This window comes from Micromonospora sp. NRRL B-16802 (assembly GCF_001279555.1).
In the GTDB taxonomy this organism is placed as follows: Bacteria; Actinomycetota; Actinomycetes; order Mycobacteriales; family Micromonosporaceae; genus Micromonospora; species Micromonospora profundi.
This window is the reverse complement of record NZ_LGEB01000132.1, coordinates 111,360-126,160: the sequence shown is the minus strand read 5'-3', so window position 1 is coordinate 126,160 and position 14,801 is coordinate 111,360. Positions and strand designations below refer to the sequence as shown.

The window sequence follows — 14,801 nt, the reverse complement described above, 5'->3', positions numbered from 1 at the left end:
GCAGATGAGCGGTGTGGCGTGACCGGAAAGCTTGATCTTGATCCGGTGCTTGTGGCGCGGGCGCGGGAGTTGGCGCGTCGGGCCGGACAGCCGGTGGTGGACCTGGCCCGTAGCCACACCACTGTGTCGGTGGAGAGGGCCGTGCTGCGGCTGGCCGGGGTGAGCGGCGCCGACCCGGACGGCATTCCGTGGGTGAACCGGCTCGTCGACGCGGTCGTCGCGGACATCGGGTTGGGCCACGGTGTGGCGGTACCGGTGTTCGACGCCCTCGCCCGTGAGGGCATCACCGACGTGACGTTGCTGGCGCAGAAGGCGGCTGCCGGGTCGGTGCGTTTCGCCGTGCCGACCGGCCGGGCCGCGACGACAGCCCGGTCCGCGGCGCGCAAGGCCGTCGGAGCAGGTGTACGGCGCATCGACAGGCGACGTGCGGAGCGGGACCGGCTCGTCAAGCGGCACGGTGACCCGGCGCAGCGGCCGTGGATCTACCTGATCGTGGCGACCGGCGACATCTACGAGGACATCCCGCAGGCGCAGGCGGCGGCGCGGGCGGGCGCGGACGTGATCGCGGTGATCCGCTCCACGGGGCAGTCGCTGCTGGACTACGTTCCCGAGGGCGCGACGCGGGAGGGGTTCGCGGGCACGTACGCCACGCAGGAGAACTTCCGGCTGATGCGGGCGGCGTTGGACGAGTCGTCGAAGGAGTTGGGCCGCTACGTGCGGTTGACCAACTACGCGTCGGGGTTGTGCATGCCGGAGATGGCGACCCTTGCCGGGTTGGAACGCCTCGACATGATGCTCAACGACTCGATGTACGGGATCCTGTTCCGCGACATCAACCCGATCCGTACGTTCGTGGACCAGCGGTTCTCCCGGCAGGTGCACGCTCGCGCGGGGATCATCATCAACACCGGTGAGGACAACTACCTGACGACCGCCGACGCGGTCGACGAGGCGCACACGGTGACGGTTTCGCAGCTGCTCAACGAGTTCTTCGCCCACGAGGCGGGGTTGGCGGACTGGCAGTTGGGCCTGGGGCACGCGTTCGAGATCAACCCGGAGGTGCCGGAGTCGTTCCGGTTGGAGTTGGCGCACGCCCTGTTGGCCCGGGAGTTGTTCCCGGATGCGCCACTGAAGTGGATGCCGCCGACGAAGCACATGACAGGTGACGTTTTCCGGGGCAACCTGCTGGACGGGTTCTTCAACCTTGCGGGCGCGCTGACCGGGCAGGGCATCCTGCTGGTGGGGATGATGACCGAGGCGGTGGTGACGCCGTGGCTGTCGGACCGGGACATCGCCCTGCAGAACGTGCGGTACGTGCTGGGCGCGGCCGGCGGGTTGCACGAGGACTTCGTGCCGGCGCCGGGCGGGTTCATCCGCCGCCGGGCCAACCAGGTTCTCGGTGAGGCGCTGGACCTGTTGGAGCGCATCGGGGAGCAGACGCTTCTCACGGCGATCGCCGAGGGCACGTTCGGGATCATGAAACGGCCCGCTGACCGGGGTAAGGGCCTCGCGGGGGTCGCCGCACACGAGGCGGACTACTGCAACCCGGCCACCGAGATCCTGGAGGCGGCGGCGTGAGTGGGCAGATCGTGCGGCCGTACGGGGACACCACAGGTGACGGGATGGTGCAGGTGTCGTTCACGCTGCCGGTGCCGCACGACAAACGGGCCGAGGGCGCGGCGGTGCAGTTGGCCAACCGGATGGGCATCGACCCGGCGATGGTGGTGCACGCCAAACCGATGGGCGACGGGTTCACGTTCTTCGTCGTGTACGGGCGGGTGAACCACCTGGTGGACCTGGACGCGGTGCAGGTGGTGGAGCGGGACTTCGCGCTGCTGTCGGCCAAGGAGGTCAACACTGTGGTGAAGCAGCGACTGCGGCGCAAGCTGTCGGTGGTGGGGGCGTGCATCGGCACCGACGCGCACACCGTGGGCATCGACGCGATCCTCAACGTGAAGGGCATCGCGGGGGAGAAGGGCCTGGAGTACTACCGGGAGTTGAAGGTCACCAACCTGGGTGCGCAGGTCAGCGTGCCGGAGCTGGTGGAGGCCGCGCGGGTGGAGAAGGCCGACGCGGTGCTCGTGTCGCAGGTCGTCACCCAGCGCGACGCGCACCTGCACAACACCCGGGAGATGTCGGCGGCGTTCCGGGAGGCGATGCCGGCGGGCCGTCGGCCGTTGCTGATCGTCGGTGGTCCCCGGTTCGACGAGTCGATGACCGACGAGTTGGGTGTGGACCGGATCTTCGGTCGGGGCACCACGCCCGGCGAGGTGGCCAGTTACCTCGTGCACGCCCTGATCACGCAGCGGAAGGCGATGGCATGACCGACTCCAGGCTCGGGTTGACGGTGACGCACCGGCGGTATGTGCCGTACGCGCACGCCCACTACGCCGGCAACCTCGTCGACGGGGCGTACGCCCTCGGGTTGTTCGGTGACGTGGCCACTGAGGTGTGCATCCGTACCGACGGCGACGAGGGTCTGTTCGCCGGGTACGCCGATGTGCGGTTCCTCGCGCCGATCCGCGCCGGTGACGTGGTGGAGGTGACGGCGCGGGTGTCGAAGGTGGGCTCGCGCAGCCGCACCCTGGAGTTGAGCTGCGCGGTGGTGTGCCGGGGCCGCCCGGACCGCTCCGAGTCCGCCGCCGAGGTCCTCGACCCGCCGATCGTGGCGGTCACCGCGACCGGCACCGTGGTCGTTCCCGCCGCAGGTGCGAGTCGCGAGGAGTGAGCCGGGGTTGCGAGCCCCGCAGTCGCGAACAGGGGAGGCCTGTGACCCTGGCGGTCTGCGCGGACGTCGGCTCGACGTACACCAAGGCGGCAGTGGTGGATCTGGTCGCCGGTGTGCTGGTGGGTGCGGCGGCCGCTCCCACGACGGTGGGCAGCGACGTGCTGCGGGGCCTGGACGCCGCGGTCGCGGCGGCGACCGCCGGGCTGGGCGTGGGTGACGTGCCGTGGTACGTGTGCTCGTCGGCCGGCGGTGGGCTGCGGCTTGCCGTGGTCGGCTACGAGCCGCTGGTCACGGCGCAGGCGGGTCGGCGGGTCGGGTTGTCCGCCGGGGCGCACGTGGTGCACGTTGCCGCCGGGCGCCTCGGTGGGGCAGATCTGGCGGCGTTGCGCGCGGCCCGACCGGATGTGGTGCTGCTCGTGGGTGGTACCGACGGTGGTGACGCCGACACGATCACCCACAACGCCACACGGCTGGCCCGGGCCCGCTTCCGGATACCTGTGGTGCTGGCGGGCAACGGTGACGTGCGCGGCGAGTTGACAGGGCTGTTGGAGGCCGCCGGGGTGCCGGTGACGGGCGCGGACAACGTGCTGCCCCGCATCGGTGTGCTGGCGCCCGCGTCGGCGCGGGCGGCGATCCGGGCGGTGTTCCTGCGCCACGTCATCGGCGGTAAACGGCTGTCCAAGGGCGGCCGGTTCGCCCGGTTGGTGCGCGCGGCCACCCCCGACGCCGTGCTCACCGGTGTGGAGGTGCTCGCCGACACGATCGGCGGGGACCTCGCGGTGGTCGACGTGGGTGGGGCCACCACCGACGTGTATTCGGTGCTCACCCCCGACGAGCGGGCCGCTGGGCCGGGCCGTGAGGTGGCCGGGAGCCTGTGGCGGGCCCGCACCGTCGAGGGTGACCTGGGTATGCGGTGGAGCGCCCCCGGTGTGGTGCGCGCCGCTGTCGAGGAGCGGCTGCTGGCCGCCGCCGACGCCGACGATCTGGCGGTCGCGGCGGAACGGCGGGCCGCCGACCCGGCGTTCCTGGCCGGCGACGACGCCGAGCGGGCCGTGGACCGGCGTATCGCCACGCTCGCCGCGACCGTCGCGTTGCGGCGGCACGCCCGTGGGGCCGCAACTGGGGAACGCGCCGGCCGGGATCTGCGCGACGTGAGGCTGCTGGTGGGCTCCGGTGGGGTGCTGCGGCACGCTGCCGCGCCGGTGTCCGCTGAGGTGCTGGCGGCGGTCCTCGCCGACCACGCCGGCGGGTGGGCGCTGCCGCGGGCGGCCCGCGCCGTGGTGGACGTGGACTACGTGTTGGCCGCCGGCGGGCTGCTCGCCGAGGAGCACCGGGCGGCGGCGGGGGCACTGCTGCGCCACCATCTGGGCACGCAGTGAGAAACACCGGCCGACACGCCGTGGTACATCACACGACAGGCCGGGGGTGGGTTGACAGGAGGCGGGGGTCGGCACGTACCGTCTTTGAGTCCTACCACGGGAAGCGGCTGTTGTTCGCTTCGTCCCTTCGTCCGCTGGCCGAGCGACAGTTGAGCGTGATCGTCGCAGCGGCCAGGTCCAGCGGGCGGGGGTCGGCGGGGCGGCGCGAACCGGTCGCGGTTACCGGTGTACGGGCAGGGTGAGGTGCACGGCCAGTAGACAACGGCCCGGCGGGGGCAGCCAGTCCGCGTCCGGTCGGTCCGAAGGTCGGCGCTCCTCGTCCTCGCCACACCGGCCGGGGAGGGCCTGGGAGCATCGGGGCGCGGCGCGAGCCGCGCCCCGATTTCATGTCCGCCGGGTGGTCTGTCCCCGGCAGCCCGATGCGGCCGATGTGCCGCCCGGCCAGGTAGCCTTCGCCCCGTGATCGAGGGGATGCTGCGGTGACGATGCTGGACCGGGACGAGACCCACTCCCCGGCGGTGCCGCCGCCTCCGGTTGCCGCGGGGCGGCCGCTGCCGCTGAAGGTCGCCGCGCCGATGGCCGTCGTCGCCGGTCTGGCGCTGCTGTTGGCGTTCCCGCCGTACGGGATGTGGCCGCTCGCGCCCGTCGGGGTGGCGTTGCTGGCCGCCGCCGCGCACCGCCGCAGGTTGCGCGCCGGCGCCGGCGTGGGCTTCCTCACCGGGGTGGCGCTGTTCGCGCCGCTGCTGTCCTGGACGAACCTGCACACCGGCTACCTGCCGTGGGTGCTGCTGTCGCTGCTTCAGGCCGGCTACCTGGCCCTGCTGGGCGCGGCCACCGCCTGGGTGTCGCCGCTGGCCGACCGTGGCCGCTGGGCGTGGCCGGCGCTGACCGGGCTGCTCTGGGTCGGACAGGAGGCGCTGCGCGACCGTACGCCGTTCGGCGGGTTCCCGTGGGGGCGGCTGGCGTTCAGCCAGGACGACTCCCCGCTGCTGCGGCTGGCCGCGCTGGGCGGCGCTCCGCTTGTCACCTTCGCGGTGGCCCTCACCGGCGGGCTGCTGGTCACCGCCGCGTGGCACGCCTGGACCACCCTCAGGGCCGCCCGCCAAACACCAGCCGACACCGCACCAGCCGACACCGACGGGCGCGACCCCGCGCCGGACGGCAACGCCCTTACCGGGGCTGCGCCCGCGCGGCGGTGGGCGCCGGTGATCGCGCCGGCCGTCGCCGCGGTGGCAGTGGTCGCCGCGGGCCTGCTCGTGCCGCTCGCCGCCACGGGCAGCGGCGCGCCCGTCACCGTGGCCATCGTGCAGGGCAACGTCCCCCGCCTCGGGCTGGACTTCAACGCCCAGCGCCAGGCGGTGCTCAACAACCACGTCGACGCCACAATCGAGTTGGCCGCTCAGGTCGCCGCCGGTACGCAACGCCAACCCGACCTTGTGGTGTGGCCGGAGAACTCCAGCGACATCGACCCGCTGCGCAACCCCACCGCCGGGGCCCGCATCTCCCAGGCCGCCGACACGATCCGCGCACCCATCCTGGTCGGCGCGGTGCTGCTCGGCCCCGGCCCGGGGCAGGTCCGCAACGCGGGCATCCTGTGGCAGCCCGACACCGGGGCGGACATGTCGCAGCTCTACACGAAGCGGCACCCGGTGCCGTTCGCCGAGTACGTGCCGCTGCGCGACATCGCCCGGATGGTCAGCGACAAGGTCGACCTGGTCCGCAACGACTTCGTACCCGGAAGCACCCCGGGCGTGGTACGCGCCGGCCCGATCGTCCTGGGTGATGTCATCTGCTTCGAGGTGGCCTACGACGAGGTGGTCCGCGACACCGTCACCGGCGGCGCGCAGCTGCTTGTGGTGCAGACGAACAACGCGACGTTCGATGTGGCCGAGGCCCGCCAGCAGTTGGCGATGGTGCGGTTGCGGGCGGTGGAGCACGGCCTGCCGGCGTTGATGGCGTCCACTGTCGGGGTGTCCGGGTTCGTCGCCCCCGACGGGCGGGTAAGCGACGCCACCGGGTTCAACACCCGGGAGGTCGTGGTGCGGGAGCTGCGGCTGCACGACGGACGGACCCTCGCCACCCGTCTCGGTTGGTGGCCGGAGCTGGCCCTGGCCGGGTTGGCAGTGGCAGCCCTGGTCGGCGCGGGGGTGCTGCGCCGCCGGCAGCGGGTCGTGCCCGGATAGCAGCAGCCGGTACGCCGGCGGAGCGGAGGAACCGTGATCCAGGCGACCGATACGATCCGGCGACCCGACGAGGTGCCCGGCGTGGGTCAGGTGCTGGTGGTGATCCCCACCTACAACGAGGCCGACAACGTGGCGGCGATCGTGGGCCGGGTCCGCCGTGCCGCGCCCGCCGTGCGGATCCTCATCGCCGACGACAACAGCCCCGACGGCACCGGCGCGATCGCCGACGCTCTGGCCGAGAACGACCCGCATGTGCGGGTTCTGCACCGTGAGGGCAAGCAGGGCCTCGGCGCGGCGTACCTGGCCGGTTTCGGGTGGGCGCGCGAGCGCGGCTACGACGCGGTCGTGGAGATGGACGCCGACGGCTCGCACGCCCCCGAGGACCTGCCGGCGCTGCTGGAGGCCGCCCGCGACGCCGACGTGGTGATCGGGTCCCGCTGGACCAGCGGGGCGCGGGTGGTGAACTGGCCGCTGCGGCGTCTGCTGCTGTCGCGTGGCGGCAACCTGTACGCGCGCCTCGCGCTGGGCATGCCCGTGTCCGACGCGACGGGCGGCTACCGGGTGTACCGGATCAGCGCCCTGGACGCCATCGACCTGGAGTCGGTCTGCTCCCAGGGCTACTCGTTCCAGGTGGAGTTGTCCCGTCTGGCCCACCAGGCCGGTGTGCGGATCGTCGAGGTGCCGATCACGTTCGCCGAGCGGGAGCACGGGGACAGCAAGATGAGCCCACGCATCGTCGCCGAGGCGTTGTGGCGGATCACCAGGTGGGGTGTGCAGGACCGCCGTCAGGCGGTACGGCGTGGCCTCAACGGCACCTCCACAGGTCAGGTGCGGTGGCCGTGAGCACGGCCGTGTCATGCTGGATGTGCGGCGCGTGTGGGTGTGCCGCCCAATTAGCGATGAGGTGAGATGCGGCGAGGACTGAGGTTCGTACCGGTTGCCCTGCTGCTGGCGGTGCTTGTGGAGGTGGCGGCGTTCGTCCTGTTGGGGCGGGCGGTGGGGTTCGGTGCGGCGGTGCTTGTGGTGTTCGCCGCGTCTCTGCTGGGGTTGGTGCTGCTGCGCCGTGAGGGGATGCGCGCGTGGCGGGGCTTCCGGACGGCCGCGCAGGCCGGGCAGCCCCCGGGGCGGCAGGTCACCGACGGCCTTGTCGGGTTGGCCGGTGCGCTGCTGCTGGCGGTTCCCGGGCTGGTCAGTGGCCTGGTCGGGTTGTTGCTGATGGTGCCGCCGCTGCGTCGTCTGGCCCGCGCCGGGGTGCAACGCACCGCCGAGCGGCGGGTGTCGTCGATGGTCGCCGGTGACCTGTTCGGGCCGCGTACGGTGCGGGTGCGCCAGGGCGCGCCGCAACCGACGCCACGTCCGCAGCCGGAGCCGCCGCCGGTCGTGGTGGACGGCGGTCGGGCCATCGAGGGTGAGATCGTCGAGCCCGGCCCGCGTAACTGAGGCACAGATACGTCGGCGCCCCCGGGGAATTCCCCGGGGGCGCCGACGCGTGTGGTGCGGCTTGCTCAGGCGCGGCCGCGGCGGGTGCGAACTTCCTGGAGCCGTTCGGCGAGGATGTCCTCGAGCTCGGCGATCGAGCGCCGCTCCAGCAGCATGTCCCAGTGGGTACGCGGCGGCTTGGCCTTCTTCTGCTCCGGCTCGTTGCCGTCGACGAGTCGGGCGACGCTGCCGTCGAACTTGCACTCCCAGGTCGTCGGGACCTCGGCGTCGACGGCGAACGGCACCTCGAACTGGTGGCCCTTGGCACACAGGTACTCGCGGGTCTGACGCGGCGCGAGCTCCGTGTTGCGGTCGGATTCGTAGCTGACCGCGCCTAGCCGGCTTCCGCGCAGCATACGCTCGCCCATGATCGACTTCCCCTCGTTCGTGGTGCTGGTCTTCCGGGTGTAACGGTGGGTTCCCGTCGCCCCATTCCCGCCCGAGGACACCATGCGTCCACAGGTGGGCCGGAACCAAGGGTAGCCGGCCTGGCCGGACACCTGCCCGGCCGTGTTCCGGCGGCGGCGGTGATGGCTGCCACCGGGGATGTTAACCGCCCAGGCACGGCGAAGGTTGCGCCGGGCATCCCCAGCGGTCAGCGGGCGGCCTCGCCGGGGGCGGCGGCGCCGAGGCGGGCCAGCGCCACGGCCAGGTCGCTGACCTGGTCACCGAGCTGCGCCACCCGCCGCTGGGCCAGGTCACGGTCGGACTCGGCGGCGTCGAGGCGTACCGACAGGGCGGTGAGCCGGCCCTCGGCGGTGGCGGCGGCCTGCCGGGCGGCGGTCAGCTCGACGGCGAGGGAGTCGCGGTGCGCGACCGTGGCGGCAAGCTCCGCGCGGAGCTGGGCGGCGAGCTCGGCGGCCTCCTGCCGGGCGCCGTCGGCCGCGCGGGCGGCGACCTGGGCGCGGTCGCGGGCCCGGTCGGCCTGCTCGCGGGCGCGGGCCGCGTCGGCGGCCTCGGTGCGGGTCCGGGCGGCGTCGGCGCGGGCCTGGTCGATCTGGCGGCGGACGTCCTGCACCTCGCTCTGCCACCGGCCGGCCCGCTCGGTCGCGTCGGCGGCGGCCCGGGTGGCCCGCTCGATATCGGCGCGCAACCCGTCGCGCTCGACGGTCAGGTCCGCTACGCGTTGCCGCTCGGCGTCGCGGTGCGCCCGCAGGTCCCGCACCTCGGCGCGGGCCTGGTCCCTGTCGTGTTCGGCCTGGACACGCAGCGCCTCGGCGGCGCTGGCGTCGTGTCGTGCCGCGTCGCGGGCTGCCTCGGCGTGCTGCGCGCGCTCGTCGGCCGCGGTGGCCTGCCGCGTTGCCTGCTCGGCGCGCTGCCGGGCGTCGTCGGCCTCGGCGATGGCGACGCGGGCCTGCTCCCGGGCGCGTGCGGCGTCGGCCGCAGCGTTCTCGGCGTCGTCGCGGGCCTCGTCGCGTTCGGTCTGGGCGGCGGCGATCTCGGTGGCGGCCTCGGCGTGCGCCTGGGCGAGTTGCCGTTGCACACCCAGCGGGGACAGCTCGGCGTGCAGGGCCTCGGTCAGCGTCTCGACGATCTGGTCGAGCCGGTCCACCGCCTCCCACGTGCGGGCCACCTGCCCGGGCAGGCCGGGGGCGTTGCGGTGCCGCATCCGGCTGTTGCGGGAGGCGCGCTGGCACGCCCCGTCGTTGTCCCGGCAGTAGCGGAAGGGGCGACCCGCGCCGACGCGCTGCGGCACCGGCTGTCCACAGTGGGCGCACGGGCGGGTGTCGGTGGGGGTGGGCTCGGCGTCCATCGAGGTGGCAGTCTAGTGCCGGCCGCCGACGGGGTCAGGTCGCGGCCCGGGCCGCCGAGTCCAGGGTGTAGCGGCGTTGCAGCAGCAACGCGGCGAGCATCGCCACCGCCGGCAGCAGGCCGAAGCCGTAGCGGACCGCCGCGAGCGCCGTGTCCGGCTGCACCGGCGACTCGCCGGCCGTGGAGGCCACGAAACCGCCAACGGCCAGGCACAGCGCGTACGCGTACGGGCCCAGTGCCGCGCCGGTGGCCTCGGTGGCCGTCCACACCCCCGTGTAGGTGCCGGCGCCGGTGGTGTTGGTGGTGGCGGCGCGGATCACGTCGGGCAGCATCGAGAACGGCAGCAACTGCATGCCGGCGAACGCCACGCCGAGCACCGCCACGGCACCGATGAGCAGTGGCAGGCCGGCCGGGCGGCCCACCGCCAGCACCAGCGAGCCGACCGCGAACGCGCCCTGCGCGCCCAGCAGAGCCCGCTGCTTGCCGACCCGGCGGGCCAGGACCAGCCAGGCCGGCGTGACCAGTAGCGCCGGCGCGACGAACGCGGCCACCAGCACCGTGGTCAGGCCGGGGGCGCGCAGCTCGTACTCGGCGTAGTAGGGCACCCCGGCCAGCACCAGGTGGGTGGTGGTGGACATGGCCAGGTAGGCGGCGACCAGCCAGCGGAACTGCCTGTCGCGCAACGCCGTGCGCAACGCCCGCCAGCCGCCGTGCCCCGCCGGGGTGGGGGTCGCCGCGGAGCCGCGCAGGCGGGCGATGCCGGCGACGCCGACAAGCATGGCGATCAGCATCCCGACCGCGAGGATCACACCCATCCGCTGGTAGCCGGCGCGGGTCGCGGCGTCGCCGCCGGTGAGCAGCGGGGCCAGCAGGCCGGAGACCAGGATGCCCAGGGTCAGCACGACCATCCGGAACGCCATCAGCCGGGTGCGTTCGTGGTAGCCGATCCGCAGGTCGGCCGGTGTGGCCAGGTAGGGGACCTGGTAGGCGGCGAACAGCAGGTTGCCGGCGACGAAGAGCACCGCCACCCAGGCGGCGGCCGACACGCCGGTCAGGCCTCCGGGCACCGCGAAGAGCGCGGCGAACGCCACAGGCAGGGCGCAGCCGACCAGCAGGAGTCGACGCCGGTCGCCCCGGCGGGTCTGCTCGACGTCGGCGCGGTGACCGATCCACGGGTGCAGCAGCACGTCGGCGATCTTCGGCAGCAGCAGCGCCAGGCCGGCGAGCCAGGGTGCGACGGCCAGCACGTCGGTGAGGAAGTAGAGCAGCAGCAGGCCGGGCACTGTCACCCAGACACCCATGCCGAGCGACCCGACCGCGAAGCCCGTCAGGGGGCCGCGGGGCAGCGTCGCGTCGGTGGCGGCCGCGGGCCGCCGGTCGAGCCCGGTCATGGCCGTTTCCTCTCCGCAATCCAACGGTTGCTGGATTCTAGGGGCAGAATGGCGGCCATGACCATGCCCCGACGCCGTCCGGGTCGGCCCCGACGCGAGGAGACCCGACCGACCCGCGAGGTGGTGCTCACCGCCGCCACCGCGCTGTTCGCCGAGCGCGGCTTCGACGCCGTCGGGCTGCGGGACGTCGCCGCGGCCGCCGGCGTGGACGTCGCCACTGTCGCGCACCACACGGGTACGAAGGCCGCGCTGTACGACGCCTGCTTCGCCCGGGTGTTCAGCGCCGAGCGGGACGTGCTCACCGGGGCCGCGCAGCGGGCGCGCGCGGCGCTCGACGCGGGGCCCGACGCGGCACGGCGGGCGCTGCACGATCTGGTCGACGTGTTCGTCGACTTCCTGGAGGACCACCCGGAGACCACAGCGCTGTGGCTGCGCCGCTGGCTGGAACCGCAGCGGCACGCCGAACTGGACCAGCGCTACGCCGAGCCGCTGTACCGGCTGGTGGCGGAGCTGCTGACCGCCGCGGCGGAGGCCGGCGCGCTGACCGAACCGACCCCGCACGTCACAGTACGCAGCCTGGTGTGGGCCACCCACGGGCACGTCGTGGCGCTGGCCGCAGGTGCCCCCGGTGCCCGGGAGCGGCGCGAGTTCCGGACGTTCGTGCACCGTCTCCTGGACGGCCTGTACGGGCCACCGCCCTCTTGACGGGCCGCCCCCACCCGACGATTATCCATCGGACGTTGGATTACATGGGGGCAGCGATGCAGGCACCACCCACTGTCGCGGTGATCGGCGCCGGCGCGGCCGGCCTCGCCGCCGTCAAGGCACTGCGCGACGCGGCCGTGCCCACCGTGTGTTTCGAGGCCACCGACCAGGTTGGCGGCCTCTGGGTGTACGGGGCGCCCGACTCACCCGCGTACCGGACGCTGCACCTGAACACCAGCCGTGGCCGCACCGAGTTCGCCGACCACCCGATGCCCGCCGACTGGCCCGACTACCCCGACCACCGCCGGATCGCCGCCTACCTGGCCGAGTACGCCGACCGTTTCGGGTTGCGTGACAGCATCCGCCTGCGGCACACCGTCGAGCAGGTCACCCGCGACCCCGCCGGCACGTGGACGGTGACCGCGAGCGGGCCGGACGGGCCGGTCGAGATCACCGTCGAGGCGGTGGTCGTCGCCAACGGCCACAACCGGGTGCCGCGACTGCCCGACCCGCCGTACCCCGGCGAGTGCACCGCCGAGCAGATGCACAGCCACGACTACCGGGGTCCGGAGCAGCTGGCGGGAAAGCGGGTCCTCGTCGTCGGCGGCGGCAACTCGGCCATGGACATCGCCGTCGACGCCTCGTACGCCGCGCAGCGCACTCTGCTGTCGCTGCGCCGGGGAGTCTGGGTGGTGCCCAAATACCTGCTGGGCCGCCCCTCGGACACCCTCAACGGAGCGCTGGCCCGCCGGCTGCCGTGGCGACTGCGTCAACGCATCAGTCAGACCCTGCTCACCGCCACCGTCGGCAGCCCCTCCCGCTACGGGCTGCCCGCACCCACCCACGGCTTCCTCCAGGACCATCCGACGCTCTCCGACGGGCTGCTGTCCCGGCTGACCCACGGCGACGTCGAGGCCCGCCCCGGCGTCGCCGCCCTGCACGGCGACCGGGTCGAGTTCACCGACGGCCGCAGCGACCACGTCGACCTGGTCATCTGGTGCACCGGCTACCGGGTGCAGATCCCGTTCCTCGACCCAGCGCTGCTCGGCGGCGGCGCCGACACCTTGGCGCTGTACCGGCACGTGTTCCACCCCGAGGCTCCCGGCCTGACGTTCGTCGGGCTCATGCAGTCCACCGGCTCCGCGTTCCCGCTCGTCGAGGCACAGGCCAAGCTGATCGCCGCGCACCTGGCCGGCCGGTACGCGCTGCCCGACCCGCAGCGGCAACGCGCCGCCTGCCGGGCCGAACTACGCGCGGCAACCGCCCGCTGGGGTCAGCGTCGCCCGGCAATGCGTGTCGACTTCGACGCGTACCTGGCCGAGCTGACCCGTGAGCTGACCTCCGGGGCCCGCCGGGCGGGAGCCGGAGGGTGACCGGGCTGGCCGGCCGGCGGGTGCTCGTCACCGGGGCGAACGGGACCTTCGGCCGGCACCTCGGCACCGCGCTCACCTCCGCCGGCGCACGGGTCGTCGGGCTCGACCTGCACGCGCGCCCCGACGACGACGTGCCGGTGCTCGGCTGCGACCTGACCGACCCGGACGCTGTGCCCGCCGCGGTGGCATCCGCCGTGGACCGGCTCGGCGGCCTCGACCTGCTGATCAACAACGCCGGGGTGGGTGGCCCCGCCCCGGCCGAACTGCCGCCCGACGAGGTGGTCCGCCAGCAACTGGAGGTCAACCTGCTCGCCGCCTGGCGGACCACCGCCGCGGCGCTGCCAGCGCTGATCGCCGCCCGCGGACGGGTGATCTTCGTGGCCAGCCGGATGGCGGTGCTGCCGTTGCCACTGGCCGCCGCGTACGGGGTCAGCAAACGGGCCCTCGTCGCGTACGCCGACGCGCTGCGCCACGAGGTCGGCAGCCACGTCGGCGTGAGCGTGGTCTACCCGAGCATGGTGGCCTCACCGATCCACGACAGCACCGCCAAGGCCGGCCTGTCCCTGCAAGGGGTGTCCCGACCGGAGCCCGTCGAGGGCGTCGTCGCGGCGATCCTGCGTACCGCCGCCGCCCGACGGGCACCCCGGGACGTGGCGACCACGAGACGCGGCCGGCTGGAGATGGCAGTCGGCAGGCACGCGCCCGCGCTGGCCGACCGGCTGGTACGGCGTACCCTCGCCGCCCGGCTCGCCGCCGGTGACCTGGACGCCGCGCCGCTGGCCGCCGGGATGCTCCGTCGCCACCGCGAGCCCGACAGCTGACGCGCTCAGCGCGCGGCGCTTCCCGCAGCGGTCTGCGCGGGCTGAGCCCCGATCCTGTGTGCCTGGTCCGTCACGGCTGCCAGGAGGGCAGTGAGTGCGGGAGCCGGCGGGGTGTCCCGGGTGGCGGCGAACAGCCGTCGTTTGAGGGTGGCCTCGGCGACGTCCCGGACCGCGAGCGCGGGGTCGTTGTCGGGCACTGTCAAGGCAGGCATCAGGGCAACGGCGGCAGCCACACGGACGAGTTCGAGTTGAACGTCCGCGTCGCTGCAACGGTGCCGCAGGTCGGGCTCGTAACCGCCGAGCCCGCGGCAGGTGCCCACGACCATGGCATGGTGACCGGTGCCCTCGGCGGAGGCGGCCCAGATGTCCGATCGCAGGTCGGCCACCGCGACGGGTCCGCCGGACTGGGCGAGGGGATGCGTCGCGGGCAGCACGAGTTTCAGGCGCTCTTCGAGCAGGAGGGTGAAGCGGAGTCCGGCCGGGCGGGGGCGGGGATGACTGTCGTACTCGTCGCCGACGACGAGATCGACAGCGCCCAGGCGTAGCCCTGGCAGGGACTGTTCCAACTCCAGCTCGAAGACCTCCACGCGGACCTGCGGGTGCTCGGCCCTGATGCGGGCCACCGCCGGGACGAGGAGACGGCGTGCCGCCGACTGGAGGCCGCCGGCCCGCACGGTGCCCCGGATCTCCCCGCTGAGGGCGGCAAGGTCGGCTTCTGCCGCCTCGGCCGCCGACAGCAGCACCCGCGCGTGCTGGGCGAGAAGGTGCCCGGCGTCGGTGAGCCGTACGCCCCGTCCGGCCTTGTCGAACAGGCGGGCGCCGACCTCCTTCTCCAGCAGGGCCAGTTGCTGCGAGACGGTGGACGGGCTGTAGCCCAGGGCCGCGGCGACCGCCGCCAGGGTGCCTCGCTCCTCGAACTCCCGCAGGAAGCGCAACCGCCGGAGACCCAACTCGATCATGCGGTAATCCTAACGATTCACCTCCGGAAAT

14 protein-coding genes are annotated in these 14,801 nt (G+C 73.7%); 10 read left to right on the top strand and 4 right to left on the bottom strand.

The window, feature by feature from the left end; translation table 11 throughout:
- The first annotated feature begins 18 nt into the window (after positions 1–18).
- The 7 genes from ADK66_RS29830 to ADK66_RS29800 all read left to right on the top strand — a co-directional run bounded on the left by ADK66_RS29830 (position 19) and on the right by ADK66_RS29800 (position 7,730).
- Complete coding sequence (locus ADK66_RS29830) at positions 19–1,578, top strand: lysine 5,6-aminomutase subunit alpha (protein WP_053661232.1); 1,560 nt, start codon at positions 19–21, stop codon at positions 1,576–1,578.
- Positions 1,575–2,324 (top strand): OAM dimerization domain-containing protein, encoded by a 750-nt coding sequence (locus ADK66_RS29825; RefSeq protein ID WP_082377749.1) that lies wholly within the window; start codon positions 1,575–1,577, stop codon positions 2,322–2,324. The genes ADK66_RS29830 and ADK66_RS29825 overlap by 4 nt, the downstream gene beginning before the upstream one ends.
- On the top strand, positions 2,321–2,728 hold the full coding sequence (locus ADK66_RS29820; protein ID WP_053661229.1) for a hotdog domain-containing protein: 408 nt from the start codon (positions 2,321–2,323) through the stop codon (positions 2,726–2,728). The genes ADK66_RS29825 and ADK66_RS29820 overlap by 4 nt, the downstream gene beginning before the upstream one ends.
- A gap of 41 nt (positions 2,729–2,769) precedes the next feature.
- Positions 2,770–4,107 carry a glutamate mutase L gene (locus tag ADK66_RS29815; RefSeq protein WP_053661227.1) on the top strand — a complete coding sequence of 446 codons (1,338 nt, stop codon included), beginning with the start codon at positions 2,770–2,772 and terminating at the stop codon, positions 4,105–4,107.
- 485 nt (positions 4,108–4,592) lie between these two features.
- Positions 4,593–6,290 (top strand): apolipoprotein N-acyltransferase, encoded by a 1,698-nt coding sequence (gene lnt, locus ADK66_RS29810; protein ID WP_053661430.1) that lies wholly within the window; start codon positions 4,593–4,595, stop codon positions 6,288–6,290.
- 33 nt (positions 6,291–6,323) lie between these two features.
- Complete coding sequence (locus tag ADK66_RS29805) at positions 6,324–7,133, top strand: polyprenol monophosphomannose synthase (protein WP_053661226.1); 810 nt, start codon at positions 6,324–6,326, stop codon at positions 7,131–7,133.
- Between the two features lie 66 nt (positions 7,134–7,199).
- Positions 7,200–7,730, top strand: coding sequence for an FxsA family protein (locus tag ADK66_RS29800; protein ID WP_053661224.1), 531 nt, complete (start codon positions 7,200–7,202; stop codon positions 7,728–7,730).
- A gap of 65 nt (positions 7,731–7,795) precedes the next feature.
- Here ADK66_RS29800 and ADK66_RS29795 read toward each other — a convergent pair whose 3' ends face one another.
- The 3 genes from ADK66_RS29795 to ADK66_RS29785 all read right to left on the bottom strand — a co-directional run bounded on the left by ADK66_RS29795 (position 7,796) and on the right by ADK66_RS29785 (position 10,912).
- Positions 7,796–8,137 (bottom strand): RNA polymerase-binding protein RbpA, encoded by a 342-nt coding sequence (locus ADK66_RS29795; RefSeq protein ID WP_007460094.1) that lies wholly within the window; start codon positions 8,135–8,137, stop codon positions 7,796–7,798.
- 227 nt (positions 8,138–8,364) lie between these two features.
- On the bottom strand, positions 8,365–9,522 hold the full coding sequence (locus ADK66_RS29790) for a hypothetical protein (protein WP_053661222.1): 1,158 nt from the start codon (positions 9,520–9,522) through the stop codon (positions 8,365–8,367).
- A gap of 34 nt (positions 9,523–9,556) precedes the next feature.
- Positions 9,557–10,912, bottom strand: a complete 1,356-nt coding sequence (locus tag ADK66_RS29785) for an MFS transporter (RefSeq protein ID WP_053661220.1) — start codon at positions 10,910–10,912, stop codon at positions 9,557–9,559.
- Between the two features lie 57 nt (positions 10,913–10,969).
- Between ADK66_RS29785 and ADK66_RS29780 the strand changes: the two genes are divergently transcribed.
- The 3 genes from ADK66_RS29780 to ADK66_RS29770 are packed head-to-tail and all read left to right on the top strand — an operon-like array spanning position 10,970 to position 13,811.
- Positions 10,970–11,617 (top strand): TetR/AcrR family transcriptional regulator, encoded by a 648-nt coding sequence (locus tag ADK66_RS29780; RefSeq protein ID WP_245241299.1) that lies wholly within the window; start codon positions 10,970–10,972, stop codon positions 11,615–11,617.
- 44 nt (positions 11,618–11,661) lie between these two features.
- Positions 11,662–12,990, top strand: a complete 1,329-nt coding sequence (locus ADK66_RS29775; protein WP_197281686.1) for an NAD(P)/FAD-dependent oxidoreductase — start codon at positions 11,662–11,664, stop codon at positions 12,988–12,990.
- Complete coding sequence (locus ADK66_RS29770; RefSeq protein ID WP_053661216.1) at positions 12,987–13,811, top strand: SDR family oxidoreductase; 825 nt, start codon at positions 12,987–12,989, stop codon at positions 13,809–13,811. The genes ADK66_RS29775 and ADK66_RS29770 overlap by 4 nt, the downstream gene beginning before the upstream one ends.
- 5 nt (positions 13,812–13,816) lie before the next feature.
- Here ADK66_RS29770 and ADK66_RS29765 read toward each other — a convergent pair whose 3' ends face one another.
- Positions 13,817–14,770, bottom strand: a complete 954-nt coding sequence (locus ADK66_RS29765; protein WP_053661215.1) for a LysR family transcriptional regulator — start codon at positions 14,768–14,770, stop codon at positions 13,817–13,819.
- Between the last annotated feature and the right edge of the window lie 31 nt (positions 14,771–14,801).